This window comes from Pseudomonas sp. UBA5706, from assembly GCF_002419965.1.
GTDB lineage: Bacteria > Pseudomonadota > Gammaproteobacteria > Pseudomonadales > Pseudomonadaceae > Aquipseudomonas.
On sequence record NZ_DIHC01000028.1, the window covers coordinates 126573 to 152458 of the forward strand.

Annotated in this window: 24 protein-coding genes and 4 pseudogenes; 6 read left to right on the forward strand and 22 right to left on the reverse strand. The window is 55.2% G+C overall.

All coding sequences use genetic code 11. The features are described 5' to 3' along the window. Positions 1–108 precede the first annotated feature (108 nt). A complete protein-coding gene (locus tag B3I26_RS12810) occupies positions 109–1020 on the forward strand; it encodes a LysR family transcriptional regulator (protein ID WP_296258124.1) in 912 nt (303 codons plus the stop codon). Positions 1021–1414: 394 nt separating this feature from the next. Here B3I26_RS12810 and B3I26_RS12815 read toward each other — a convergent pair. Together B3I26_RS12815 and B3I26_RS12820 are read right to left on the reverse strand one after the other, a co-directional pair. Beyond that, positions 1415–2327: pseudogene (locus B3I26_RS12815) on the reverse strand (substrate-binding domain-containing protein). A 188-nt stretch (positions 2328–2515) separates the two neighbouring features. Next, positions 2516–3482, reverse strand: a pseudogene (locus B3I26_RS12820) (substrate-binding domain-containing protein). On the opposite strand from B3I26_RS12820, the gene B3I26_RS12825 reads away from it, so the two are divergent. From B3I26_RS12825 to B3I26_RS12840, 4 genes are all read left to right on the forward strand, one after another. Next, complete coding sequence (locus B3I26_RS12825; RefSeq protein ID WP_296258242.1) at positions 3408–3569, forward strand: hypothetical protein; 162 nt, start codon at positions 3408–3410, stop codon at positions 3567–3569. The pseudogene B3I26_RS12820 and the gene B3I26_RS12825 sit on opposite strands and share 75 nt — an antisense overlap. A gap of 139 nt (positions 3570–3708) precedes the next feature. Further along, on the forward strand, positions 3709–4632 hold the full coding sequence (locus tag B3I26_RS12830) for a TIM barrel protein (protein WP_296258126.1): 924 nt from the start codon (positions 3709–3711) through the stop codon (positions 4630–4632). Positions 4633–4662: 30 nt separating this feature from the next. Further along, positions 4663–5832 (forward strand): Gfo/Idh/MocA family protein, encoded by a 1170-nt coding sequence (locus B3I26_RS12835; protein WP_296258128.1) that lies wholly within the window; start codon positions 4663–4665, stop codon positions 5830–5832. A gap of 69 nt (positions 5833–5901) precedes the next feature. Continuing rightward, a complete protein-coding gene (locus B3I26_RS12840; RefSeq protein ID WP_296258130.1) occupies positions 5902–6804 on the forward strand; it encodes a sugar phosphate isomerase/epimerase family protein in 903 nt (300 codons plus the stop codon). A gap of 183 nt (positions 6805–6987) precedes the next feature. Here B3I26_RS12840 and B3I26_RS12845 read toward each other — a convergent pair whose 3' ends face one another. The 20 genes and pseudogenes from B3I26_RS12845 to B3I26_RS12940 all read right to left on the reverse strand — a co-directional run. Further along, a complete protein-coding gene (locus B3I26_RS12845; protein ID WP_296258131.1) occupies positions 6988–8235 on the reverse strand; it encodes an MFS transporter in 1248 nt (415 codons plus the stop codon). Between the two features lie 180 nt (positions 8236–8415). Continuing rightward, positions 8416–9681, reverse strand: coding sequence for an OprD family porin (locus B3I26_RS12850; protein WP_409522019.1), 1266 nt, complete (start codon positions 9679–9681; stop codon positions 8416–8418). Between the two features lie 222 nt (positions 9682–9903). After that, on the reverse strand, positions 9904–10851 hold the full coding sequence (locus B3I26_RS12855; protein ID WP_296258134.1) for an ABC transporter substrate-binding protein: 948 nt from the start codon (positions 10849–10851) through the stop codon (positions 9904–9906). A gap of 26 nt (positions 10852–10877) precedes the next feature. Further along, positions 10878–11636, reverse strand: a complete 759-nt coding sequence (locus B3I26_RS12860) for an ABC transporter permease (protein ID WP_296258135.1) — start codon at positions 11634–11636, stop codon at positions 10878–10880. Positions 11637–11640: 4 nt separating this feature from the next. Beyond that, positions 11641–12414, reverse strand: a complete 774-nt coding sequence (locus tag B3I26_RS12865; RefSeq protein ID WP_296258136.1) for an ABC transporter permease — start codon at positions 12412–12414, stop codon at positions 11641–11643. Then, on the reverse strand, positions 12411–13238 hold the full coding sequence (locus B3I26_RS12870; RefSeq protein ID WP_296258138.1) for an ABC transporter ATP-binding protein: 828 nt from the start codon (positions 13236–13238) through the stop codon (positions 12411–12413). Before B3I26_RS12870 ends, B3I26_RS12865 begins: the two co-directional genes overlap by 4 nt. A gap of 316 nt (positions 13239–13554) precedes the next feature. Continuing rightward, positions 13555–14523 carry a LysR family transcriptional regulator gene (locus tag B3I26_RS12875; RefSeq protein WP_296258139.1) on the reverse strand — a complete coding sequence of 323 codons (969 nt, stop codon included), beginning with the start codon at positions 14521–14523 and terminating at the stop codon, positions 13555–13557. A gap of 63 nt (positions 14524–14586) precedes the next feature. Next, the gene (locus B3I26_RS12880) at positions 14587–15372 is read right to left on the reverse strand and encodes an SDR family NAD(P)-dependent oxidoreductase (RefSeq protein WP_296258141.1); all 786 of its coding nucleotides are present in this window, start codon (positions 15370–15372) and stop codon (positions 14587–14589) included. A 234-nt stretch (positions 15373–15606) separates the two neighbouring features. Continuing rightward, complete coding sequence (locus tag B3I26_RS12885; protein WP_296258142.1) at positions 15607–16059, reverse strand: nuclear transport factor 2 family protein; 453 nt, start codon at positions 16057–16059, stop codon at positions 15607–15609. 42 nt (positions 16060–16101) lie between these two features. Next, positions 16102–17076 (reverse strand): ABC transporter substrate-binding protein, encoded by a 975-nt coding sequence (locus B3I26_RS12890; RefSeq protein ID WP_296258144.1) that lies wholly within the window; start codon positions 17074–17076, stop codon positions 16102–16104. A 44-nt stretch (positions 17077–17120) separates the two neighbouring features. Then, entirely contained in the window at positions 17121–17939 is an 819-nt protein-coding gene (locus B3I26_RS12895) for an ABC transporter permease (RefSeq protein WP_296258146.1), read from the reverse strand. Then, positions 17936–18730, reverse strand: a complete 795-nt coding sequence (locus B3I26_RS12900; RefSeq protein ID WP_296258148.1) for an ABC transporter ATP-binding protein — start codon at positions 18728–18730, stop codon at positions 17936–17938. Before B3I26_RS12900 ends, B3I26_RS12895 begins: the two co-directional genes overlap by 4 nt. Positions 18731–19010: 280 nt before the next feature. Next, positions 19011–20387 (reverse strand): amidase, encoded by a 1377-nt coding sequence (locus B3I26_RS12905; protein ID WP_296258150.1) that lies wholly within the window; start codon positions 20385–20387, stop codon positions 19011–19013. Beyond that, a complete protein-coding gene (locus tag B3I26_RS12910; RefSeq protein ID WP_296258151.1) occupies positions 20380–20586 on the reverse strand; it encodes a hypothetical protein in 207 nt (68 codons plus the stop codon). Before B3I26_RS12910 ends, B3I26_RS12905 begins: the two co-directional genes overlap by 8 nt. After that, on the reverse strand, positions 20579–21211 hold the full coding sequence (gene nthB / locus B3I26_RS12915) for a nitrile hydratase subunit beta (RefSeq protein ID WP_296258152.1): 633 nt from the start codon (positions 21209–21211) through the stop codon (positions 20579–20581). The genes B3I26_RS12910 and nthB overlap by 8 nt, the downstream gene beginning before the upstream one ends. Next, positions 21212–21862 carry a nitrile hydratase subunit alpha gene (locus tag B3I26_RS12920; protein ID WP_296258153.1) on the reverse strand — a complete coding sequence of 217 codons (651 nt, stop codon included), beginning with the start codon at positions 21860–21862 and terminating at the stop codon, positions 21212–21214. Between the two features lie 1415 nt (positions 21863–23277). Next, the gene (locus B3I26_RS12925; protein WP_296258155.1) at positions 23278–23478 is read right to left on the reverse strand and encodes a hypothetical protein; all 201 of its coding nucleotides are present in this window, start codon (positions 23476–23478) and stop codon (positions 23278–23280) included. A gap of 195 nt (positions 23479–23673) precedes the next feature. Next, positions 23674–23823 (reverse strand): annotated as a pseudogene (locus B3I26_RS12930) (manganese efflux pump); the annotation flags it as partial. A 117-nt stretch (positions 23824–23940) separates the two neighbouring features. Then, a complete protein-coding gene (locus B3I26_RS12935; protein WP_296258243.1) occupies positions 23941–24498 on the reverse strand; it encodes a hypothetical protein in 558 nt (185 codons plus the stop codon). 123 nt (positions 24499–24621) lie between these two features. Next, positions 24622–24819, reverse strand: a pseudogene (locus B3I26_RS12940) (DDE-type integrase/transposase/recombinase); the annotation flags it as partial. A 220-nt stretch (positions 24820–25039) separates the two neighbouring features. On the opposite strand from B3I26_RS12940, the gene B3I26_RS12945 reads away from it, so the two are divergent. Beyond that, a complete protein-coding gene (locus tag B3I26_RS12945; RefSeq protein WP_296258157.1) occupies positions 25040–25468 on the forward strand; it encodes a hypothetical protein in 429 nt (142 codons plus the stop codon). The last annotated feature ends 418 nt before the right edge of the window (positions 25469–25886 follow it).

The following is a 25886-nucleotide window of genomic DNA, read 5'->3' on the forward strand; positions in this document are numbered from 1 at the left end:
TCTTGTGGTCGGTCAGCCGCACGAGCGCCAATCGAATTTTCGACACCCTATCCACCAATTGCGCTATCGTAAAACTCTAAAAACGAACCCCAGGTATAAAAAAAACAGATGCCCAGCTTTCGTGACGTTACGATTCGGCAGCTCAGGTATTTCGCGGCAGCGGCTGACAGCGGTCAATTTTCCTTGGCAGCTGCTAATGAACACATTTCTCAATCGGCAATCACATCGGCCGTGAGCCAGTTGGAGGCAACGCTTGGTGTCACCCTTTTCGAGCGGCTACCTCACGGGGTCAGGCTCACACGTGAGGGCTACCGATTTTTAGAGCGAGCTCGGTCGATCCTAAATGCAGTACAGGATGCTGTAAGCGAGCCACTCACGAACGACATTGCTTTAAGCGGAACGGTACGCATCGGGGCTAGCTACACTGTATTGGGGTATTACCTGCCAGCACTGTTGGCGCGATTTCGTAAAAGCTACCCCAACATCATTTTCGATCTACGGGATCTGGATCGCGTTGCCATCGAAGAAGCTGTGGCGGATGGCGAGTTGGATCTAGGCCTCATTATCCTGTCCAATTCCGATGCAGATCTTACTCTTCAGAAAGCCGTACTCTTGCGGTCGCCACGTCAGATTTGGCTAGCAGCCGACCATCCGCTCATGCAACAAAGTCAAATACAGCTGAAAGATATCGAACGTTTCCCCTACATATTGCTCACGGTCGACGAAGGCGAGGCATCGAGTAGTCGGTATTGGAAGTCGGCTGGAGTAGTGCCTGATATCGCGTTCAGGACGGGATCGATGGAGTCGCTTCGTGAGTTGGTCGCCCATCGCTTTGGAATAACCATACTGTCCGAGATGGTGTTCAGACCATGGTCACTCGAAGGGAAACGCTTGGAAATGCGTCCGTTGCTTGATCCACCTCCAGAGATGGAGCTCGGACTCGTGTGGAAAACAGATGGACTGGGTGTGCCGGCCGTAGGCGCTGTGCACAGTTTTTTAATTCATCCTGGGAAAAGCTGAATCGACAATAACTGACTGACAGGCATCATTCATCGGCACGTATTACCTAGTATATTAAAGGTAGCGCTCCCCTCTACTGAGGGGAGAGAGATTTTACGGATAACTTATTAAGCCTAATTAGGCGGACCTGCGTGCCAAACCAATTGGCCGTGGCAGCGTCGATCCTACATGCGCTAACCCACAACTAAGCAGCGAAGCAAAAACATGGATTTTTCGCTCACCATCCTGGCGGCAAGCGCATCTCCCAAAAACATCAACATTATCCTTGATGAATACAAAGATAAACAGCTAACCCCAACGATTTAACTTGGATAATCTCACCACGGGCTCCTCCCTCCATTTCATCAATCAGCCACGTAAAAGCTACCGATGCCATTCTCAGCTCCGCTTATGGTTATTTCGCTACAAACTGGTCAACGTTTTTCGGCGTAAGCAACGTAGCAGGTACCCAGACCTCTCCTTTGACACCCTCATGGTGTACCAGGCTGACTGCGGCATCCAAAGACGTCGTGGCGATTGCCACCGGATCGCGAAAAACGCTGACCATCAACAGTCCTTTTTTCAATGCCGTCATTGCATCAGGCGTAACGTCGATACCGGCGACCATTGTTGCCCCCTGCCCCGCCTGCCTGAGTGCCATCGCGGCGCCGATACCCATCTCATCATTGTTGGCTGCAACAGCATCGATTTTTTCACCCGCTGTCAGCCAGTTGTTCATCAACGTCATTCCGGCTTCGCGCTGCCAATCGGCACTCTGCTCTTCAACGACTTTGATCTCTGGGTACTTGGCCAGAATGTCCTTCACGCCATCGGTACGCTTACGCGTCTCCGCATGCGCCATGCCGACCCAGTATGATCGCAAGGCTACCTTTGCCCCCCATTTGTTCGGCCAGGTACTGCATTTGCATACGGCCAATTTCTCGCTCATCGGCGCCCACAAAGACAACGCCGTCAGGAAGCGTATCAACTTCAGGGCGTGTGTTCATGTACACCAGCGGAATGCCAGACGCGACCACGCGAGAAGTGATACCAGCAGTGGCGGCAGTGTCGGCGGGACTGACGATAATGGCATCCACCTTCTGGCTGACAAAGCTCTCGACCTGACTCAGCTGGCGCACCACATCATTGCTAGCATCCTCCACCTGAATCGTCACGCCCCCCGGAATTTCTTTGGCGTGGGTCTGCAATGCCTATACCAGATAGGCCACGTAGTTATCGTAATTGCCTACGGTGACTCCAATCTTCAGATCGGCATGAGCAGCGAGGGAAAATACAAGCACACTGAAGCAAAGCGATAAACGGAGCATGGGCAGGTTCCTATTGTTTTTCTGTTTCGCCGTACCGATTGGCATGCGTGTCAAAAACAATATTCGAATTATTTTTCCATCGCAACAGGTAATGGAATTTATGTTCACAAAGCTCTGATATCGTCTTTACGTGATTCTCGCGGGCCAGATAATGCCGGATCCTCAGCCTTGAGCAACTTGGTAAATCTCTAGACGCTCTCGGGGACATCGATCTGAATAGGCAACATCACCCGCGCAATTACTCCCGTTGAACCGTCCTTGACCGCTTCGACCAATGCGCTCACTGCCTGCTCGGCGACGCTCGCAACCGGATGCGACAAGACAGCCTGCACCAAGCCGCTTTTCAAAGCCTCCCGAGTCAATGGCGTCAGGTCATGACAGATCACTACGGGGAGGCGAGCTTCCTGCGCTTTGTGCTCACGCAACGCTCGCACCACGCCTGCGATCCCGCCCCCAGCGATGTACAGTCCGACGAGATCGGGCTCGCCCGCCAACAAGTCCAGGGTATTGCCGTAAGCGAAATCGTCATCCTCCAAAGTAAGGCGCGAGGCAAGCAACTCCCAATCGCCCGAGTGGTCAGCCAGATAGCTGCGGAAGCTGAATTCGCACAACTCCTGGCACTGAAAACGCTGACTGCTGACCATGACGGCGGACGAACCTGGAGCCGCTGCCAGCCGAGAAATGAACCAGCCTGCAGTACGCCCCATCACCCGGTTGTCTACGCCCACATAGCCTGCACCGGCAGCAGTCGATAGCTCAGAGATCAGCGCCACCACAGGGACCCCGGCATCACGAAGCGTGGCAACGGCCTCACGCACCACCGGATGATCCACGGCCACCACGCCCAAGCCATCGATTTGTTCGCGCAACGCCAGAATTCGTTGCGCGACGTTGGCCGGATCAAGGTCATCCAGGTAGCCGATCACGACCCGAATACGCGCCCGCGCAAACGTTGCAGCAGCGTTCGATAGCGCTTGCGCCAGCCCCTGATAGAACGCCACCCCGCTTTTTTTGAAGCAAAAAGCCAAGCCGTACAGTGGGTCGGTCATTCAATACCCGCTGCTCGATGACGCCCTTGGCATGAAAGCCCAATCGCGCTGCCGCCGCAGCGATGCGCTGTGCAGTATCGGCACGGACATCGGCGCGCATATTCAGAACACGGTCCACGGTCGAGAGGCTGACGCCCGCTTCGCGAGCGACATCTTCCATCGTGGGACGCAGTTTTTGACGGGGCAATTTTGACATGTTTTGACATCTCTTTTTTAAATCAGGAAGGGTTTTGACAGGTTAAGCCACTCCCCCATAGCGCCTGCTGACACATCTCACTAGCATCGTTTCACACGCTAAACGCTCGCTAAAAACAACAATTGCGGAGTGCTTCATGACCATCCACATTTCCACCGCGCCATGCTGCTGGGGCGTCGACGACGTCAAAAATCCATTTTTACCGCCATGGCGCCGTGTCCTGAGTGAGGCCGCCGAAGCGGGCTATCGGGGAATCGAACTGGGGCCATACGGCTATCTACCGCTGGATGCTGCAGTAGTAAGTTCTGCACTGGCGGAAAATCAGCTGCATGTCGTTGCCGGGACGATCTTTGATGACTTGGCTACCCCCACAAACCGACCTGCCCTGCTTCGCCAGACCCACGACATCTGCACACTGCTCAACACACTGCCGCCCATCGAACAGGAAGCCAAACAGCGGTACGCGGGCCCCTATTTGGTGATCATGGACTGGGGCCACGATGAACGTGACTACGCCGCCGGCCACTCCGATCAAGCTCCGCGACTGAGTGACTCGGCGTGGAACGACATGATGGAAAACATCCGCGCTGTCTGTGACATCGCGTGGAAGGAATACGGCATCCGGCCCGTGATCCACCCTCACGCTGGCGGCTATATCGAATTCGCTGATGAACTGGCGCGGCTAGTGGACGACATCCCTGACGAAGTCGCGGGCTTGTGCCTGGACACAGGGCATCTCTACTACGCCGGCATGGACCCTGTTGCGTCGCTGCGCACTTACGCCCATCGCCTGGATTACATCCACTTCAAAGACATTGACCAGAACGTGTTTGACCAGGTGATGAATGAACGCATCAGGTTTTTCGACGCCTGCGGCAGAGGTGTCATGTGCCCGATTGGCCGAGGCGTCATCGATTATCCCGCCCTGTATAGCCTGATTCACGAGCTGGGCTACGAGGGCTACATCACCGTCGAGCAAGAACGCGATCCGCGTAACGCCAATGGCAGCCTGGACGATGTCGCCGCTAGTCGAGCCTTCCTCGCCTGCACCGGTTTCTAATCCACCACGCTGACTAACAAGGACAACAACATGATCAACGGCAGCAAACGAATTTCTCAGCCTATACGCTGGGCCATGGTCGGCGGCGGCAGCCAGAGTCAGATCGGCTATATCCACCGCAGCGCAGCACTGCGCGATCGCAATTTCGAATTGGTGGCCGGCGCCTTCGACATCGACCCGGTCAGAGGTTGCGCGTTTGGCGAACAGCTGGGTGTCGACCCTGATCGCTGTTATGCCGATTATCTGAGCCTATTTGAGCAGGAAGCCCAGCGCCCCGATGGCATTCAAGCCGTATCAATTGCCACACCCAATGGCACCCACTACGCGATCACCAAGGCCGCCCTCGAAGCGGGGCTACATGTGGTTTGCGAGAAGCCTCTGTGTTTTACCGTCGAGCAAGCCGAGACCCTTCGCAGGGTGGCCAAAGCCAATAATCGGGTGGTAGGTGTGACTTATGGATACGCAGGCCACCAACTGATCGAGCAGGCTCGGGCGATGATTGCTGGAGGCGAGCTGGGCGAAATCCGCATGGTGCACATGCAGTTCGCTCACGGGTTTCATAGTGCGCCTGTTGAAGCGCAGAGTCAGGCAACGCAATGGCGTGTGGACCCCCGCCAGGCAGGCCCCAGTTACGTGCTTGGCGATGTAGGAACACACCCACTCTACCTGTCAGAAGTGATGTTGCCTGACCTGAAAATCAAACGCCTGATGTGCAGCCGCCAGAGCTTCGTGGCCAGCCGCGCACCGCTGGAGGACAACGCCTACACCCTCATGGAGTATGAAGGCGGCGCAATGGGCATGGTCTGGTCCAGCGCGGTCAACGCAGGCTCCATGCACGGCCAGAAGATCCGCGTCATTGGCTCACGTGCCAGCCTGGAATGGTGGGATGAGCGCCCCAACCAACTGAGTTTCGAAGTGCAGGAGCAGCCCGCTCAGATCCTTGAGCGGGGCATGGGGTATCTGCATGCCGACGCGTTGCTCGACGACCGAATCGGTGCCGGTCATCCAGAAGGCCTCTTCGAAGCCTGGTCCAACCTCTACTACCGCTTCGCTCTGGCCATGGACGCCGCCGACCGAGGCGATGTCGAGGCACTGGCAGCGATTAGCTACCCCGATATCGACGCAGGTGTCGAAGGGGTCCGCTGGGTCGAGCGCTGCGTGGAATCCGCCGATAAAGACGCCGCCTGGGTCCCCTACTGACGCTTGGCGTCTCTGCCTACCGCATTGACCAACCCGAATATGCGCCCGCAATTGCTATGGAGAACAACAATGAAAATCGCGCTCGATCCCTACATGCATCGTCACCTCAGCCTGCCCGAACTGTGCCGCAAGACCGCAGAACTGGGCTATGAATACCTGGAGCTATCTCCCCGCGACGACTTCCTGCCATGGTGGGTTCGCCCCCGCGCGCACAAGGAGCGCATCAGCGAGTTCAAAAAGGCACTGCGTGACCACAACCTCCAGCTCGCTTCGTTACTTCCGATGTACCGCTGGGCCAGCCCCCATGAGGACGAGCGCAGGGCGGCCGTCAACTACTGGAAGGAGGCGATCCAGATTGCTGTGGAGATGGGCTGCACCACCATGAATTCTGAATTCGGCCGAGGTCCATCCCCTGATCGCGGCCATAAAGTCAGTTGCTGCGGTGGTTCTCACAGCCACGAATCAAGCGAAGCCGCCTGGTGGCGTTCCATGGAGGAGTTGGTGCCGGTACTGGAAAAGGAAGGTGTAACCCTCAACGTTGAACCCCATCCTGAGGACTGGTGCGAGACTCTACACCCGGCCCTGGACATGCTGAAAACCATCGGCTCGCAGAACGTCAAGTTTCTCTACTGCACGCCCCACACCTTTTACTTCGGCGATGACATGGAAAAGATGATCGCCGAGGCCGGGTCGTTGATTGCCCACGTGCACATCGCCGACACCTACAACCACAAGGCATCATCGGGGTTGCGCTACATCGTCAACCCACCAGGAGCGAAGGTTACCGTGCATCAGCATATGGACATACACCAGGGCGAAATCGACTGGGATCTGTTCTTCAGCTCACTGGCAAAAACCGGCTTCGACGGCATCATCACCGCCTGCGTATTCGGATGGGAGGAGCGCGCCGATGATTCGGGTCGCTTCATGCGCCGCGAAATTCAGTCTTACGTCGATAAATACTTTAAATAGCAAGATGAGGCCGCTTAGGCGGCCTCTTCTATTTAAACGGTTTGCGCGGTGCGGAGACTTATCGCCTGACCATAAACCCCACAGGCACGACGATCGCACGGAAATCCGTCGTAACGGATAAGTAGTTGTCCATCTCTGAAAGACAGGCAAACACGACGTGCAGCTGGCGGCACACCTGCATGATCAATCCAGACGCTTTAGCTTTGTGGCGATCCACAACGAAAACATCAACATGGCGCTGACGAAAAACACCACCCCACGCCAATTAAACGCCTGCCAGAATATTCCACCGGCCGTACCCGCCACACTGGACCCTAAGTAATAAAAAAACAGGTAGAGCGAAGACCCCAGCGCTTTGGCATGAGTGGCACGTTGACCGACCCAACCGCTGGCAATGGAGTGGGCGCCGTAGAAACCCAGTGTAAAAATGCACAGCCCTGGCAACGCCACCACGATATGGCTGCTGAGTGTACACAGTACTCCAATCAGCTGGATTGTCACCACCACGATGAACATATTAGCCAGCCCGAAGCGATCAGCCATCGCACTTAGGTGGGAGGCGCCGATGATGCCAGTGATGGTGACCACAAAGACAAGTCCGACCCAGGCTTGGCTGAAGCTAAAAGGAGGTTCTAGTAGCCGATACGTGATGTAGTTGAAGAGCGCGACAAATACCCCCATCAACAGAAATCCTTGCAGGAACAGCAACCGCAGGCCCTTGTCTCGACAGTGCGCCGAGATCCCTCCGACCAGATAAGCCAGGTTCAATGGACTGGCGATGAATCGAGTAGAACGCGGCAATGCATAGGCAAATATTGTTGCTACCAGCAATGACACCGCTGCCATCAACCCCATGACCACACGCCAGTTCAGCCAGTCCACGAGCACCCCGCCCAATAGCCGTCCGGTCAGGCTGCCGATTCCGTTACCACTGACATACAACCCCATGGCATACGCAAGGTGGCGCATGCTGATCTCTTCGCTTAGGTAGGACATTCCTACTGCCGCGACCCCGCTCAGCGACAACCCCACCAGAGCCCTAAATAGCAGAAACATTGGCCAGGTGGTGCTCAGTGCGCAGCACAATGTCGCCAGAGTGGCGGCGAACAAGGCCATGAGCATGACCCGTTTTCGACCGTAAGCATCGGACAATGGCCCAGTGAACAACATTCCGACAGCTAGGCATATCGTTGAGACAGAGAGCGAAAGGCTGCTTTGCGTAGCGGAGATGCCGTAATCGCTGGCAAATACCGGCATCAGCGGCTGTACGCAATAGATCAGCGAGAATGTCGAAAACCCCGCCAAGAACAGTGCCAATGCGATCCTCGCAAAACCACTTTCACCTCGGCGATAGCCGTCGGTCAAAGCCGCTGTCATAACGTGATGAGCCTCGATACGTCGCCCATTATGGTGATGCTCAACCCTGTCCACTATATTTCCTCGAAGCCGTAACGCGCATTAGTCCTTAAACGTTAACATCGAGAACAGACTGGCTGTAAGTTCGCGATTGGAAACACACTTTTCTCAAAACTAAAAAAGGCTTCCAGAGGAAGCCTGAGATCAAGGAGCCGCGGTGCGTAAATATTCAGCTAATGCAGGCGTGTTGCTGCCTTAAAAGATGTTAATGGGATACTCGGTAATAATACGGATCTCGTCGATGTCACCGTTCGCAATATCGCTGGTACGGCGTACGGCGTGTCGAACGCGCAGACTGAGATCTTTCGCGGCTCCCGACTGCACGACATATTTTATTTCCGTGTCGCGTTCCCATTCCTTGCCATCGGTGGTACCGGCGGCCGTGAATCCATCACCGCGCAGGTAGCGCGTCATGAAATTTAAGCCCGGATAGCCGAACGCCACCATATTAAGATCATACTTTAACTGCCAAGAGCGTTCATCTTCCTGGTTGAAGTCGGATAGTTGCACCGAGTTGGCCAAGAAGATCGCGGTGTTGCCATCGATGCCATAGTTGTAACCACCGTCGCCGACGATACGCTGATGCGACAAAGTGATTTTATGCGGGCCAAAACTGTAGCCTGCCGACAGGCTGAACGCTTGATTGTCAAGCCTGTCGTAGGTCGCCAGGGAGCTGTCACCCTTAGTATTGTAATAGTTGGCATCGAAGGACAGACTTTGGCTACTGTTCAGCGGATAGACATAGTTGCCGTTGACGTAGTATTTCCTGAAGCGATTATCGGTGTCGGCATAGTAGAACGAACCCGCCGCCTGCTTGCTGAACTTGTAGACCAGCCCCGCCAAATCGGTAGATGTCAACCCGACGCTATCATGGGAGGAATCGTTGCGTGCACGCAAGCCGGTGAAGTGACCAGCAGAAATGCTCAGATCCTTGATTTCCTGGCTGGTCAGAAGCCAGCCTTCGGCAGTTTCAGGTAACAGTCGCGTGTCAGCAGTGGAGAACACCGGTAGATTGACCATTTGGTCGCCATATTTCAACTCTGTGTTAGAGAGACGCATTTTCAATGCCGCGCCAGCGAACGCCTGAGTGTCCTTGGCGTGACGTTCGTCGTCGCGCTCTAGCGCCAGCAGGCCACTTCGCCCATCTCCAGTATCGAGTTTGGCGGCAAACAGCCCCAATGCGTCCACACCAAAGCCTATCGTCCCTTGGGTAAAGCCCGAAGTGAGGCGCCCTATCACACCTTGACCCCATTCCGAGCCGTAACCGCGGGGCTCGCTGCCGGCGGTGAAGCTGCCACCATTACGCATATCGCGGTTGATATAGAAGTTACGGTTCAGGACTGACAGTTTCGAATCTTCTACGAACCCCTTGGTGTCGGATTGCTGGCTCGCCAGTGCCGGCAATGCCATCAATGCACCCAAAGAAGTAATCACAGAAACACTCCCCATATAAAACTTCATTGCAACCTCTTACTGACCGTTAGTAGTGGGGGCAGATATGAACTCTTCAGAGTTGGCTGCTCTTCGGCAACACTCACCCGCGACCGTATATTGAGTACTCGGCCTTGGTTGATACAAAACACCATTGCTCATGCCACCGACGCTATTTCCAGACGCGTCGGCTCGCTCTCGAGGGCGGACAGCAGCCCCCGTGAACTTTACGAATAGACTTCCAGCGGTATGTTACTTACCGTCAACTACCACTTTTTTCAGGTCCACATCACTTTGAAACAGCCCTTGGTGCTTCATTACGTCATATACCCATTGCAGACTCGCCACCGAAGGTTGTTTGCCCAGGCCTGGCAGTCCAATCTGGGCTACGACGTCCTCAGGCAACTTTAAGTATTTGACGATCGAAGCGCGTACCGCGTCGGGGTGGGCATTGGCATAGTCGACGCCTTCGGACAGCGCGGCGCGAATATCGGCCAACACTTTCTTATTATCCTCCGCCCACTGCTCAGTAGTGGTATAAGCCGAGATGGCCACACCTGTCGGCGCGGTGTCATAGACATCACCGATTTTGTCGGCTGACTGGTCCTGTACGACGCGCGGATACACTGGATCAGCGATGACCGCAGCATCTACTTGCTTGTTCTTTAACAAATCAGGCATTTGCGCCAGACCCGTTTCCACGAAGTCGACCTTGTTGTAGTCGACGCCCTTCTCTTCCAGCCACCGCTTTGTCATGGTGTGTAGAATGCTGGAAAAACCAATTACGGCCACTTTTTTTCCGACCAGATCGTGAGCGGTCTTTATATTGGTCCCCTTGGTGGCGACGATCACCAGTTGGGTACCGGTGGGCAGGGTTTGCCCGTCAAATACCACGACCAACGGAACGCCCCCATCGATAGCCTGCAACGTCGAGCCCGGGCCAACGGCAACTATGTCGATCGAATTTGACACCAGCGCCGCGATGGATACGGGCGGCGCGGTCATGAACTTCAAGTCTGGCTCAATGCCGCGTTTCTTCAGATAGCCCTGCTCCACTGCCATGAACAGCGCTATGGAATCGTTGCCCGGCGCGTAACCGAACCGGACTGTCTGATCAGCGTGAGCGGCACCGGAAGAGAGACCACCCAGTACCGCCATCGACAACAAAGTTTGGCGCAGTACACCAAAACGTTCGAGCATGCTAATTACCTTGGGTTAATGATGAATCAGTAAGTTTTGCGCCACTTCAGGAAGTGGTTTTCTAGGATTGCCAGCAACCAGGCAGTGAAAACTCCGATGCCCCCCAACAGAATGATCCCGGCAAAGACATCAGGGGCACGGAACATCCGCCCAGCCACCAGAATCCATTGCCCTAGTCCTTGGCCGCTGGCCAGCATTTCGCCCACCACAGACAGACCCAGCGCTACGGTGATACTCAGCCGCAGGCCCGCCAGCACGTCAGGCATGGCGCTGGGCAAGGCAATCTTGAAAATCACCTGCCAACGGCTTAAGCCCAATGCCCGGCTGACTTCGTAGAGCCGCGGTTCAACTTCAGAGAAACCGTGGATCGTGGAGAGCAGCGTTGGCCAGAACGCACCGAACGCAACGACCGCGATCACCATTGTGTTGGTGAGCCCGAACACCGCGATGGCCAACGGGATGATCGCCGCAGCCGGCAGCGGCCGGAGCATCTCCAACGTCGGGCCAAGGTAGGTACGGGCCGCCTTCGAGGTGCCAATCAGGCTACCAGTGACGATCCCTGCTAATCCCGCCACCAACCAGCCGTAGACCATGCGCTCGACAGTGCCTGTGAACGCATCGAACAATGGGCCGTTACTCAGACCACGCACCAGCGAGGTCCACGCCCTCTGCGGGCTAGAGAAAAATGCCGGGGAGATGATCCTGGCATCGGCCAGCACCTGCCACAGCCACACCATCAACGCGAGAAACAGAAGCCCGGCAACAGTCCATGCCAATTTCTTCATCACATCACCCCTGAGATTCGACATGTGCAAAAAAACGCTTCTGGACAACCGACATGAGATAGTTGAGCCCACCGCCGATGATTGCCGTCCACACAAGGAAGGCGAGCATCGATGCTGGGTTCAGCCCTTGCTGAGCCGCCATCATTGCGTAGCCCAATCCCAGCGGTACAGAAGAGATCTCTACGGTTAATGCCACGATAAAGGCAAAGCCGAGGGCGATCCGCATGCCAACGAACACTCGGGCAGTCACTGCAGGAAGAATAATTTTACTGACCACAGCCCAAGGCGACAGATGCAGGGCCTTGGCCACTTCCAGCAACCGGGGCTCCACGTTTTGCACCGCGGTGCGGGTTACAATCAGGTTTGGCCAAACCGTGGCGAACGCGATGATGGCGATCTCGGTGGAGTAGCCGAGCCCCAGTAGCATTACCGCCACAGGAATCAAAGCAACCGAGGGAATCGGGCGCAACGACTCGATGGTGATGTTGGTTACCTGGTTCAGCGGTGTCGACAACCCCAACAAAACGCCGCAACTGCAGCCTATAAGTGTGCCAATCAGGAGGCCGGCGCAAGCTGACGCCAAGGTCTCGCCGGCGATGGGGAAAATCGCGCCACTCAACAATGTGTTCCACCACGCCATCGCGACAGCGCTAGGCGACGCGATCGAGTAGCTGTTCAGACCGGTGAAGCGGCAATAGATCTCGGAAATAGCCAGTAGCAGCACCGGCACGACGCAGGCCTTTACCATGCGGTCTTTTGAGGTAATGGCGGTGCTCATTTACGACCCTCGGCCGCGAGCACGAAGTCGAACACTTCACGGCGCAGACGCAGGAATTCGGGAACTTCCCTTGATGCCAACTGATCTCGGGGTTTGTCGATTCCGATATTGAAAATCTCACCGACGCGGCCGGGATGCGGTTGCAGCCCGACCACGCGATCACTGAGGTAGATAGCTTCTTCCAGATCATGGGTCACGAAGAACACCGTCACTCCAGTGTCCGCAACCAGTGAAAGCAACTCATCTTGAAGCACCTGCCTGGTCATGGCGTCAAGAGCGCCGAAGGGCTCATCCATGAGCAGTACCCTGGGGTTCTGTGCCAAAGCGCGTGCAATCTGCAAACGCTGTTGCATACCGCCAGACATTTGCCCGGGAAACTTGTCGGCGTGCTGCGCCAGGCCCATTTTATCCAACAGCGGCGCGATACGAGCGGCGCGCTCAGCCTTGGGCACTCCCGCCACTTCCAGGGCAAGCGATACATTCCCGGCGGCGGTGCGCCAAGGCAGCAAGGCTTTGCCGTAATCCTGAAAAACGATGGCGATGTCCTGGCTGGGGCCGCTGACGGCCTTGCCCCTGTAGGTGATCTTGCCGGCCGAAGGCGTATAGAATCCCGCCAGAAGCCTCAACAGGGAGGTTTTTCCACAACCCGAGGGGCCTACAACACAAATGAACTCACCTTGCGCAATGGTCAGGTCCACCTGATGCAAGACTCTCTGACTACCGAAGACCAAGTCGACCTTGCTCAATTCAAGTAATGCAGCACCGGTCGATTTGGCTGAGTTCGCCGTTTCCACAGTGTGGGGTTTTATGAAATGCAATGACACTTTACAACCTCCGAATTAACGTGCGAACAGAAAAATAATTTGGCGCCAATTGATAACTAGCTACGGTTGTATTTGTTCGCCTAAAACAAGCTTAATTACTATTTTAGGCTGCGTCACCCCCCCTCCGAAACAGCAAAATTGGAGGGATGATAGTCACTGCACCAGGCATGAACATAAAATTCTAAAAACAGCAAAAGCGGAAAAATCAGGCACGATTGCAGTGCAATATAGGCTGAAATCTTCTAGACGGTGCCAAAAAAGGGGGTTTGTTTCCAGTATGAGAAAAAGCTATTCACTGTACAGATATAGTTATGCCTCATTTGATGCATGCTGCGGACTCCGCTTGAGAGCCGTGAAGAGCTAGGGGCATCGCTGGCGCCCCGGTTTCATCCCAGTCCGCTCGTCCGAACCAGGCCTGAAGAAAGTTAACGAAAGTTCGCGAACGCAAGGTAATTGATTTCCGACTGGCAAATACCACGTAAAGACCCAACTGTTGCGGAACATGGTCGGGAAGTACCACCTGTAAGCGGCCGGATGTAATATCCGGCGCTACCATATATACAGGATGCATACTGATGCCCATACCCGAGAGTGCGGCATAATGAAGCGGCTCACCGAAGTCGGCGCGAATATTTCCCTTGACCCGAACACTCGTACTCCCGAAGGGCCCACTCAACTCCCAATAGTTAGTAGGCGATTTCAACGAGTGCACCATGCACGCATGAGATGCGAGGTCTTGGGCACAGGTAGGATGGCCATGGCGTGACAGATAGTCGGGCGAGGCCACTAGCACCTGACGCACATCTGCAAGCTTGCGCGCCACTTGGCTGGTATCGCCCAGCGCCGGACGGATTCGGATGGTTAAGTCCAGACCTTCCTGCACCAGGTCAGCGCGTCCGTCATCCAAGGCCAAAGCCACGTTGATGTCTGGATGCAGCTTGGAGAATGCGGCGACCACGGGAATCATCTGCAACGCGGCAAAAGCCGGTGGGGCACCGACCTTGATCATCCCTTTGGGTGAAACCGCCAGCATTTTCACCTCATCTCGGATCTGTTCTGTCCGTTCCAGCAGCTCGGTACCCGACTCGATCAGCAAGCTGCCGGACTCGGTAAGGCTGACGCTTTTCGTCGTGCGTCTCAGCAATTGAACGCCCAACTGCTCTTCAAGCCATGCCACGTGCTTGGTTACGTTGCCCTTGGCCATCCCCAGACGCTGGGCGGCACGGGTGAAACTCGATCCTTCGGCGACTTCGATGAATACTTCGATACAACGTAACAGATCCATATCACTCCCCTCTAGACTATTGCCCGGGCACAGCCCCCCCCGAACCGGTGTATGCACCCAGTATTACCGTGGCACAAAAGCAGCGCTGGTGCCGCCATCCACCGGCAATAAGGTACCGGTCATGTAATTGGCGGCCGGGCTCAGCAGGAAACCGATGACCCCGGTGATGTCCGCCACACCCGCAATGCGGCCCAGCGGCGAAACACCAGAAGGTTTATAGTTGCCCTCACTGGCGTTGGCATTGCCGTGGATCATAGGTGTATCGACGGTCGCAGGCGCGATGGCATTGACCAGTATGTTTTCGGCTGCCAGCTCAACCCCCATCACCCGCACCAATGTCGCAAGTGCGGCCTTGCTGGCTGAGTATGCGCCCCCGCCGACCTTCGGGCGAATCGAAGCAATGGAACCTACCATGATGATCCGCGCTGGGTGCTCGTTGCTGGCGGCGGCGGCCAGCAGGGGGTGGGCATGCTTGGCGACCAACCAAGCGCCGCGAGTATTGACTGCGAACAACTGATCGAACGCGGAGGTCTCTAAGCTCATCAAAGAACCGGTACGCAGAATGCCGGCGCTGCAGATCAGCGCCGATACGTGTTTCACTTGCGCCACGATAATCTCGAGTGCAGCGGCAATTGAGCGCTCATTGCTCACGTCGCACATCACCGTGCGAAGGTGTGGCCCTTGGGTTTGTTTTAGGTGGGTCAAGGCGTCCAATGAGACATCTAAGGCATAGACGTGCCAGCCTGCGGCCAGCAAATCCAGGCAACACTGTTTGCCGATACCAGAGGCTGCCCCCGTCACGATAGCAACACGTTCTGCGGCGGTGGAGGTTTGCAGTGCAGTTTTCATTAGGTTTCTCACAGTTGATAGTTGACAAGGCCAAGGGTCGGCCGAAAACCTTTTACGTCATTGACCCTGATCACCCAACGCCAAGCCACCTCAGAAACAGTTTGTTTCCAATGACGAAACACTCTAAGCAAAAATAAGCCTGCAGCTTGCGCAGCAGGCATTTTCCAGCCCTTCAGTCCAGTACCGTCTTACTTTGTTCCGGCATCGGCAGTGCTGTCCAGCAGATCCGAGAAGTTACTCCCAAGCGGTAAAACGCGACTCTATCCGGCGGTGAGTGACTATAAGGCACTTGATCAACCAAGCGCCGTCAACGCACTGGTATCGCTCCTGATATTCCGAACATTGCAAAACACCTACCGACTGGCCATCACGCAATACGTTGCAAGGCATCAGCATCCGCCATTGGCCAGTTGCCTCGTCACCATTGACCGTGATGATGGCATTCAGGACAAGGTGGGCGGCCCATGGATAGAGTTGGTTGGCGCCGAGAAAGAACGTCCGGATCGCCTCGCGCCCCACGAACCTTCCTCTTCCCCCGCTTTCCCAACTGGCGTCCTCGGTAAACAGCAGTGCAATAGCATCCGCGTCGTAATGTAGATCGCACAATTGGCAATAGCGATGTTTCAGGGCCTGAATGGCTTGCTGGGCCTCGAGCACTGCAAGGCGTTGTTCAATCCTATGGGTCATCACATCAAATCCTCGAATCTTGATCTGCAGGGTTAGCAACGCTCAGTCCTTGAGGCTGACCGACTCCGGCGCCACGCTCATAAGTGCTGCGGGGTAGTAGTAATCGCTGTCATTGAAGGCGGATTTCAAGCGCCCTGCCTGAGTGAGCTTCTCGGCCATGGTCGACACTCGGTTTCTCGTCTGGCCATCCAGCTTTACGCTGAAGTTGAGCTTGGCCATCAAGCTTGCGGTCAGGGCTGGATCCATTTTCAGTTGCGCCGCCGTGATGCGCGCGGCTGCCTGGGGATCCTTGTTGATGAAATCGGTGGCTTGGGTAATCGCCAGCACGAAAGCACGGGCCGCCTGCGCGTTGGTCTGCGCCCACTCCCTGTTCATATACATGTAACAACCCGCCTCCATGATGCCCTCGTTGGTGCTCAGCACCGTGGCGCCTTTTATTTGCGCCTCTGCACGGCTGATCCAGGGCTCCCACGTGACCATGGCATCAACATCCTTACGCATCAGTGCCGGCATCATTTCCGGAGGCTGCACCTGTACGACGGTGTAATCGGCGGGGTTGAGCCTGTTCTTCTCCAGGATCGACTGCCAAAGTATGCCGCTGTTCGTGGCGTTATCCACGGCAACGCGCTTGCCCTTGAGCTCATCGAAATTTTTGGCACCGCGCGCCACCAGACCGTAAAAGCCTTTGAACGTTAGCACTTCGCCGGCGGTGATCACCCGATTGTCTACAAGGTGCGTGGTGATGCCAGATGATTCGGCAGAGATCGTGGCATTGATCTGGTTGCCGATCAGCATGGGTACAGTGGCGCCGGACGATGCGCTCTGGATCAACTGCACATCCAGTCCGGCGCGCTCGAAATAGCCTTCGGACTTGGCGATCAACAATTGCGCCATGGAGGGATCAGCGCCGACACCCACTAGCATCCTGGTCGGAGCGGCTGCTTGGGCGAAATGCACTGAACACCCCAAGACAACGAATAACAACGGCCGCAGAACTTGCTTGAATGACTTCAACATGACTCGCCTCTTCGAAAGGGATAAAGCACCAAGGCGTCTGGCCTTCAGATGACGGGGGCGTAGCGTCGAGCGAATCGGTAAATACCCAGGCGGAATAAGCGGTCGGTGAGAAAGCCGAGCAAACCGAGGGTAACCAGCGCCACGAAGATATCGTCGACCAACATGAACATGCGCCCCGACCAGATCATTACTCCCAGGCCCATGTCGGCCGAGACCATCTCGGCTGCGACAATGGTGGTGAACGCGTTGGCCATCGCCAGGCGCATGCCGGTCAAGATGAACGGTACCGTGGCCGGAAACGCCACCAGAAAGAAGATCTGGGCCTTGGTAGCGCCCAGCGCTTGCGCCGCACGGATTTTGTTGGGCGAAATACTCCGGACCCCTGCCGCGGTATTTAGAATCACGATGAAGACGGTGGTGTAGATCAGCAGAAAGATCTTCGAGCCTTCGCCAATCCCAAACCAGATCACTGCGGTGGTGATCATGGCGGTGGCGGGAATGAACCGCAGGAATTCCGTCCAGGGTTCGAGCAACTGTTTCACCGGCTTAAAGCTGCCCATCAGCAAGCCCAAGGGCACGCCTATGGCCGAGCCTATGGTAAAACCGGTGAGGATCCGCAGCATGCTGACCCAGGTGTTGTTTAGCAGAGATCCGTCGGCTAGTAACTCGAGGGCCTTGCGTGCAACAGTGAACGGGTCGGGAAACAACGGCGAGGCAAATAGCAGAGAAAATCCATACCAAATGGCCAGGAGTAAAAAAAAGCTCAGGCCAAGGCTCAAGATCGGCGCTATTGCGCTACGCAACCGGCCCGGCCGTTTGTTCCTGACAGGCGAATCTACGGTAGGAAGAGAGGAACTGTTCATGCGACGCTACTCCTGACGATGCTGTAAGTCTTATCGACCTCTTCGCGAATCGTCGACTCGATCCTCCCGTAGTAGGCGTTGTAGCCCGGATCGCTGCGGCTGCGCTGCTCACCCAGGTCGATATCGATGGTAGTCTTCAGCGTGCCGCCCGGGCCTGCGGTCATGATGCCGACGCGACTGCCCAGGACGATGGCCTCGTCAATATCGTGGGTGATGAACACCACCGTCGAGCCGGTTTTGTGCCAGATATCCCGGAGTTGGTGCTGCATTACTCCGCGAGTTTGAGCATCAAGGGCGCCAAAGGGTTCATCCATTAGCAGCATCTTTGGCTTGGCGGCGAGCGCGCGAGCAATCTGGATGCGCTGTTTCATGCCGCCGGAGAGCTCCGCGGGGTATTTGTTCTGCTGCCCACTAAGGCCCACCATTTCCAGGTATCCCATGGCCTCTTCCCGAATAGCCATAGGGCTTGCCCCGGCTAGCTTGAGCCCGAACGCAATGTTTTCCAGAGCCGTGAGCCAAGGGTATAGAGAGTCATCGCCTTGAAACACCATACCTCGATCCCGAGACGGACCGGTGATGTTTTGTCCGTCCAAGGTGATATCGCCTCTGCTCGGCAGCTCGAACCCTGCCAGCATGGTCAGAACCGTCGACTTCCCACATCCGGAAGGACCGAGCAGACAAAAAAACTCTTGATGCTGCAAGGTTAAATTGAAATCCTTGACAGCGGTCATCGGTATGCCCACGCGTGACATATATTGTTTCTGCACATGCGTGCAAGATAAAACAGCCATTGCTAAACCTCATTATTCTTAAAGAAGATTATTCATGCAACATGAGAATTATGCAGGGCAGAATAAGATAACAACGCATGGCGATTGTTATATTAAACTACTATCAGGGATGCTAAACGGCTCATCCATAGCGTTCTAGCGACAGTAAATGAACTATTCACTGAGCAAAAGAGGTATTCAGGAATCAACTATTTTCTGTTTTGCGAACAGCACCACCAGTGATCTTTTTAACCGAAGTGCGCCCCAGTGCGGGGCACACAGCAGCACTATCCAATAACAACTACAGCGGTGCCGGCGCAAACATCTGGTGCCAAGGGGTAAGACGTTCGTACTCTGCCGCTACCGCATAAACCTCGGCTTCCGCCCAGCGCCGACCGATGATCTGCACGGCTAACGGTACACCATCGAGCTTGCTGATTCCGCACATAATTGACAGCGCTGGGTGCCCGGAGAGGTTGAAGGGCATGCGCGACTGGCGCGTGTAGGTGTAGTCGATGGCGGCACGATCATCCATACGGCACGCGGGGTCCATGATGGACGCTGTGATAAGTATATCGTGATCATCAAATAAGGCTTCGACCGCCTGAGTCAGCTGCTGCCGGCGGCGCTGGGCCTGCACGTAGTCCACCCCCGTGGTGAACAGACCGGGCAACAGCCGCAGCCGGGTGAACTCGGCGAAATCACCTGGGTGATTTAACAGATTGTGCTCATGGATAGCCGCCGCTTCCGTGCACATGATCACTCGCAGTGCGTTCTCAAAGTCCGCCAAGGGTGGCAGGGTCACGGTTTCAACGTTGGCGCCGGCAGCCAACAAGATCGCTAAGGCGTCTTCTATGGCCTTAAGCATTTCCTCGTCGGCCACGGTGTCGTGATTGTAGAAGTGTCTGATCACACCAATGCGCTTGCCTTTAACACCTTGCTGCAAAAGCGCACCGTAGCTGGCACCCCTCGCGCTGGCCGACGCAATGGCGTCGAGCACCAGTGCATTGTCAGCCACTGTTTTGGTTAAGGGCCCAACATGATCCAGCGAATAGGCGAGCGGGAAGACCCCGTCGACGCTGACCAAGCCAAAACTGGGTTTCATACCTACGATGCCGCAATGGCTCGCCGGGTGACGAATCGAGCCGCCGGTGTCGGTGCCGATGGCAGCGGGCACGAATCCGGCAGCCACTGCGGCGGCTGAACCTGACGATGAGCCGCCGCAGTTATGCGCCAGGTTCCAGGGGTTTAGCGCGGGCGGGAACGGCAGGTCCACACTGGGTCCGCCTAAGGCGAACTCATGAGTGGAGAGCTTGCCCATGATGATCGCACCGGCACTACGCAGTTGACTGACCACCCGGGCATCGGCGGTGGCTCGATGTTCGAGCATCAGTTTTGAATGGCAGGTTGTTGCCATGCCCGCGACATCGATGATGTCCTTGATGCCGATGGGAATTCCGTGCAACGGCGAACGGCTATAGCCAGCGAATATCTCGGCTTCGGCTTGGCGCGCATCTTCCTGCGCCTGTTCAAGCATGGGCTCGATAAACGCGTTGACCAGCGGGTCCAAGGTCCTCACGCGCTCGGCCAAGGCGCCAACATAGTCCACCGGCGATAGATCACGGACTTGGTAGAGCGCTGCTACCTCAGCAATGCTCAAACGATGCAAATCAGTCATCTGTCGATCCCTGTTCAGTATTGCCGCTAGGCAGTATGCCCAAACCGACCCGCCAATCCGAAGGCCGCTCGAAGCCTTGGCTGATGGCCCGCCCGCCGATGAAACCCTTGCGCAGGTCGTCCTGGTAATCGGCCCAGGCGCGGGAGCGCTGCAGTTGCGTCAACAGGCTATGCTGTTGATCCTCGGGTACGTCAGACATCGGTGCAATCCTCGACAAGTTCAAGATAGCTATGGAAAGCGGTGAAGTGCACCTGTGCGTCATCGCAACTCTCGGGCCAGAGATCCTTGGCCTCGAAACAGAGGTCGTAGGTCATTTCCAACGCGGCATCAAGGGCGTGCCCGGCGGCGTCAGGGAAGTGGCAAGGCGCTGACTGGCCGGCGATGACGCCGGTGCGCCCGCGAACATAGCCAGGAAAACGCGTGTGCCCAGGAACGAACTCATCCTTGACTCGCACCTTCTGCCCCACCTGGAACCATTCGGTGGCGCCGCTTGCGGCTCTGCCGGCGGCAGCGGGCAAGGATAAGGGAACCCCGCCCTCTGCGCGCTTGCACAGCTCAGCATGGCCACACAGATCCTTTTCCACGGCCAGGGTCAAGAACGCCGTGAGTTGGCGCTCATAGTAGCTGGCATTCATGTAGTGGCGAGGTTCCATGCGCTCGATAGCATGCCGCTGCTCGTCCGCGCACCAGAACTTCTTACCGATCATCACGGCACCGATGGCATGGACTCGCAGCTCCCAGGGCATCTGATAAAAACCTGCATAGTTGCTGCGTTTGACCGGGCCGAAGCCCTCTTTACCGCCCAAATCGTGCATGCCGTCCATTCAGATACTCCCCTCCGGGACATCGGGCTGGGTGAACGGTGCTTCCAAGCGGGAAACACCGATCAGGCTGTCCTGGGTGATCAGATCGATAAGTTGCGCATGGGTCCACCCCTCTGTGTGAGGTGGGCGCAGCGGCAGCACCATGTAGCGAGTGTCGGCCGTGGTGTCCCACACCCGGATCGCGATAGCCTCCGGCAGTTGCAGGCCTAACTCACCCAACACTGTACGTGACTCGCGAACCGCCCGGGCCCGATACTCAAGGTCCTTATACCAAGATGGCGGCAGGCCGATTAGAGTAAACGCAGTGCAGGAGCACAGGCTGCAGCAGATTACATTGTGAACCAGCGTGGTGTTTTCCTTGACACTCAACTGTCTGTGGATCGTGGGCAGCTCAAAGCCCAGCTCCAAGGCGGCGCTCCGCCCGTCAGTCAGCAACCGCTGTTTGAAGGCGGGATCGGTCCAGGCCCGAACCACCAGGCGAGCACCATTGCGCGGAACCCACTCCTCGGTTGCCTTGTGCTCGATGGACTCGAACGACTCGTGCTCGACCATACCTCGCTCGATCAAGGTTTCTTCCAAGGCATAAACTCTACGGGCAACGGGCGCCAAACCCAAGGTCGCAAGTTGAACTTCCGAAGTGTGACTTTTCATGGATATACATCTCCGCCAATCAAAACAATTGCGTATGAATTAACGTATTCAATCACTAAACTATGAATAGGTGGCCCATTCTACGATCTGTGCAATGATTCGTCACGCCGCTGCCCGCCGAGCGAACGGGTGATATTAAGGAAAAAACGCACCACTACCGTGACCGCGCTGGTATAAACAGGGAATCTCGCACACTATCGGTGCACTATCGAGAAAACAGCGCGTCAAACAGCTGTAACTCATATTGATACCAAAGAGAGAAAATAGCGTTTCGCGAATTCAAACAACGAGAATAGATGAGTTTGTCGGCTGCCGAAGCAAATTTTGCACAACGCTGCGCCGTCCATGTAGGGTACTGTCAAACTATGTAACGTCGTGAAACTCCGGTTGCGGTCAGGGTAGCCTCTGAGCTTTCGCCTGCCGATTTCATTGATAAATCCGGGCGCGTCTCAGTTCTGGATGTATTAATCGTTTTTTCACACGGCCCGGGCGATAGCTGACAGTTGGGTGCACCCAGTCGGCAAATCAAGACCGGGCGTAATTCAGGAGGCTGTCGGAGCCTTTCAAGGAGGATTGGCCACAAATGGAGAAGCAACTGGTCACTGACCCGCCGCCCTAAAATCCTTCTCTCGAGAATGAAACACTTGCAGACGATTTCAGTTTGACATCCATCTAATTTCGGAATGGGATTCGTGCACACGCCGCTTCGATGCGCCAGGTGCGTGCCCAATGGAAGCGTATTCAGATCAGCAACTGGTGGGTATGGAGACCTTGATCCATTCACTCATGTCCGGACAGGAATGCTGCGGCGTCTCTATGTGGCACCTGCGTCACAGGCCCACATATTGTATGACGATTGATTAACGCTTAGCTTGTCTCCGCCGCCGTGCACTTTGGACGTGTGCGCGTTATGCTGACACCTCTGAGCGAAGCATTTTGTATCTGTCCGACCGTACAACGGTACCAGCTGAAATGTGTAACAGAGAACTTTTCGATTCAACCGCGTATCCAGGCCAAACCGGAAATCCTCCGGTAAACGGCTGCGCTGCCCTTGAACGCCTGCTATGCCTTTAATACCGGGTGTTCGCGCTGATGCGGAATCGACCCATATGCCGGGGCCCAACTGACCCACCACCAATACCTTATCCCCCCCACGCAGGTAATGATTCAGGAAGTATAAAATTGGGTCTAGATCCCTCGGCAACTGGGTCAACTCAGCATCGGTGTCAAGAGGCTTACGCACACCAGCTACAGGGGTTTAGCCACCATCCAGTTGAAAGTGACAGATCCGCGCGGGACGCGGCGCAGTCCCCCTCCGCTTTGCGCACTGACCTAGGCAATCAATCATCAGGCCTGCTTCAGCTAAGCCGAGACTGGCGTACACTGACGACTGCTGACGACCACCGTGGTCCGTGTCAAAAATCGCCAATCGTGATCGCCCGCGCACCTGAGGCGACTGGGGGCAAAATTGGGGGCAAAACTTCAGAATTTAAGCCTGAAACACCCGTTCTAGAGCCAAGTAAAAATGTTTTTTGGCGATCCTGAGAGTCTTTAGGCGTTGTCGAGCTGGCCGTAAACCTGATCATTTCTGCCTTTTCATAGTCATGGCGATCCATTCACTTCCAGTGGATCGCCAGAACCACAGTGGCCGCAACCCATCGAAGACCCATTACCAAATCCTATTTTTGACTCTTCTTAAATATAAATTCAGCGAGAACAAGCAAGACGAAAAATAACTGCACGCTGGTACAGAGAGGCCTTAAACCCGCAATTTAAGGCCTGTATTATCGGCGAGATAAGTCCAAACTAAATCATGCCACGGACAAATGTTCATAGAGGATAGTAGAGCCAACTAGCATCAACACCAACCCACCGATTATTTCAGCGCCCTTGCCAACAATTGTTCCAAGTACACGACCCAGCATCACGCCTGTGGTTACCATTACCGTAGTGGCAATGCCACCTGCCGTAAGCGAACGGCGAACACACCTTGCGTAAATTGGGCTGGCGTCCACTGATGCGGGAGTAGCTGCTCAATCTCGCTAGCCAGATGCGTCGGCACCGGTCATGCCTAAACGTTAGGTCTGGGGTAGCTCCTGAATATCCACTGTACCGCCGGCCTCATAAACTGGATTGCCGACAAGTAGATTCTTAGCCTTATCGAGATTCTCTGCGCGGACTCGAATGAATCCACTTACTTGAGTATCGCTAGGCTGAATCAAGTGACCTTTGCGTAGACGCTCCCCTTGACCAATCGAGCTGCCGCCATCGAATTGACCCGTGCTGCGTAGGTGGGTGAAATATTGAGCCCATTGGGCCATGTCTGATGCAGAGTCCGGGTTAGGTGTATCCCGGTACATCAATAGTATGTATTCGTTCATTGGTTCCCCTTTGCCCCCCATGATGCAGGCGATCATCCTAAATCCGCGATTGCATTGTAAACGTCCGGTGAATAAAGCTTGTGCGGGGGTGACCTTGCCCCCGAGAAACGTATCCCTTACCCGGCGTTCGGGTTGAGTATCTAAGGTCGCAGCATTTGCCAGTTCTTCTGGTATTGCATCGGACTTACGTAAAGCAGAGTTGAGTGCAGGCGATCCTGGTTGCGATTTGCTTCCAGAACAGCCGCTCGATTTCATTACGAAGTGACGGCGAACCTGGCGAACGCATCGCTCCACGTCCAGTCAACTATTGCATCCAACCTGCAGGCCGCCCCATAAACACCTCGATCAAAGGTGTTGCGACGACCGGTTGAATCCGCCCTGACTTCCCCGATTACTATGAAACAGTAACCCTGAGTCCTTTGATGGATGACGCTTGAACCAAGCCATGCGCAACGCATCGATCACCAAGCTACTTTTCATCCGCTCATCCATCGACCATCCCACGATCTGACGGCTGAACAGATCGATAACGACGGCCAGAAATAGCCAGCCCTCATCGGTCGGGATGTAGGTGAGCGCCTTACCTACCGTGACATATAGCTACTCTTTCTGGCTTTGCGCTTCAAGCCCGATAGTTCAGAACGGCTCCAACTGAGACGCACAGACAAAAATCTGAGACGCAGGGACAAGCCTTTTATTCCACCTTTACTTTCTAAGACGTTAGTATTTTTTAAGTTGCTTCATGCTGATGACATCCCAGCAATCAATACCCACTCAAAGACTGAAAAGTACCGTGATGAACATCATAAAACTATTAAGCTATTGCGCTGCTTATTCTATCGTGTTGGCGCTGTCGGGTTGCGCACTGATGGGGCGCGACGCGCCCACCTTGAATGATTTATACGCCGCGCATAAGTTAAAGGGATCAGGCATAAATGAAGCCTACCAAAAAATTGGCCCGCCAGACCAAGTAGAGAAACTGCCCAATGGCCTCTCCGTGGCGAAATGGGATGATGCGTATTCCTATACGTATGTGTCGCAGGTTAATCAGCTGAGCGCAGGCCCTGGTGGATCGACAATGGTGACCCCTACGGAATATACGTCCGTCACGAATCACCAATGTATTCTTTCAGTCACGTTCAACGCGCAAAATATCGTGACCGATGTCACGACTCAGAAAACTGATCCGGGCGCGTGCAGTCGTATATACCATGGTCGTCGCTAACCTGTGACGCCATTGAACCAGACAGCGGCAAGCCCATTGCTTAACTTATTTTTTCCAAACTAAATGACCTCAGCCCTACCCAGAGACCCTCTCATGTTGAAAAACACTTTACCGCCCTGGCAATCTGCGCCCTCACGCTTCCAACGGTCAGCTCACTGGCTTTCGCTGATGACATAACGGGGTGGTGGAGCTCCTGCGTGATGGTTATGAGGTCAAGGCTGCCTATCAGGCGCCGGGGAGTCCGTTCACCGTTCATTATTTAATACTCCAAAAGGGTTCGTCTGTCTTTCAGTGCGACACCAGTAAAAGCTTAAACTACTCAAATACCTTCTCCTGCTACCCGATCATCAATGTAACGCCAAAATGACAGAAAAGTTTCGGGTCATGAGCACAGGTATAAGGATATGAGGCAATCGCA

Coding starts and splice junctions, on each gene's coding strand:
- B3I26_RS12910 (WP_296258151.1), bottom strand. CDS start 20,586: ATGTCTGACGTACCCGAGGATCAACAGCATAGCCTGTTGACGCAACTG.
- B3I26_RS12810 (WP_296258124.1), top strand. CDS start 109: ATGCCCAGCTTTCGTGACGTTACGATTCGGCAGCTCAGGTATTTCGCG.
- B3I26_RS12825 (WP_296258242.1), top strand. CDS start 3,408: ATGAAAGCCCAATCGCGCTGCCGCCGCAGCGATGCGCTGTGCAGTATC.
- B3I26_RS12890 (WP_296258144.1), bottom strand. CDS start 17,076: ATGTTGAAGTCATTCAAGCAAGTTCTGCGGCCGTTGTTATTCGTTGTC.
- B3I26_RS12895 (WP_296258146.1), bottom strand. CDS start 17,939: ATGAACAGTTCCTCTCTTCCTACCGTAGATTCGCCTGTCAGGAACAAA.
- B3I26_RS12905 (WP_296258150.1), bottom strand. CDS start 20,387: ATGACTGATTTGCATCGTTTGAGCATTGCTGAGGTAGCAGCGCTCTAC.
- B3I26_RS12945 (WP_296258157.1), top strand. CDS start 25,040: ATGAACATCATAAAACTATTAAGCTATTGCGCTGCTTATTCTATCGTG.
- B3I26_RS12855 (WP_296258134.1), bottom strand. CDS start 10,851: ATGCTCGAACGTTTTGGTGTACTGCGCCAAACTTTGTTGTCGATGGCG.
- B3I26_RS12865 (WP_296258136.1), bottom strand. CDS start 12,414: ATGAGCACCGCCATTACCTCAAAAGACCGCATGGTAAAGGCCTGCGTC.
- nthB (WP_296258152.1), bottom strand. CDS start 21,211: ATGGACGGCATGCACGATTTGGGCGGTAAAGAGGGCTTCGGCCCGGTC.
- B3I26_RS12840 (WP_296258130.1), top strand. CDS start 5,902: ATGAAAATCGCGCTCGATCCCTACATGCATCGTCACCTCAGCCTGCCC.
- B3I26_RS12880 (WP_296258141.1), bottom strand. CDS start 15,372: ATGAAAACTGCACTGCAAACCTCCACCGCCGCAGAACGTGTTGCTATC.
- B3I26_RS12885 (WP_296258142.1), bottom strand. CDS start 16,059: ATGACCCATAGGATTGAACAACGCCTTGCAGTGCTCGAGGCCCAGCAA.
- B3I26_RS12875 (WP_296258139.1), bottom strand. CDS start 14,523: ATGGATCTGTTACGTTGTATCGAAGTATTCATCGAAGTCGCCGAAGGA.
- B3I26_RS12900 (WP_296258148.1), bottom strand. CDS start 18,730: ATGGCTGTTTTATCTTGCACGCATGTGCAGAAACAATATATGTCACGC.
- B3I26_RS12850 (WP_409522019.1), bottom strand. CDS start 9,681: ATGAAGTTTTATATGGGGAGTGTTTCTGTGATTACTTCTTTGGGTGCA.
- B3I26_RS12920 (WP_296258153.1), bottom strand. CDS start 21,862: ATGAAAAGTCACACTTCGGAAGTTCAACTTGCGACCTTGGGTTTGGCG.
- B3I26_RS12925 (WP_296258155.1), bottom strand. CDS start 23,478: ATGGATCGCCATGACTATGAAAAGGCAGAAATGATCAGGTTTACGGCC.
- B3I26_RS12835 (WP_296258128.1), top strand. CDS start 4,663: ATGATCAACGGCAGCAAACGAATTTCTCAGCCTATACGCTGGGCCATG.
- B3I26_RS12860 (WP_296258135.1), bottom strand. CDS start 11,636: ATGAAGAAATTGGCATGGACTGTTGCCGGGCTTCTGTTTCTCGCGTTG.
- B3I26_RS12830 (WP_296258126.1), top strand. CDS start 3,709: ATGACCATCCACATTTCCACCGCGCCATGCTGCTGGGGCGTCGACGAC.
- B3I26_RS12935 (WP_296258243.1), bottom strand. CDS start 24,498: ATGAAATCGAGCGGCTGTTCTGGAAGCAAATCGCAACCAGGATCGCCT.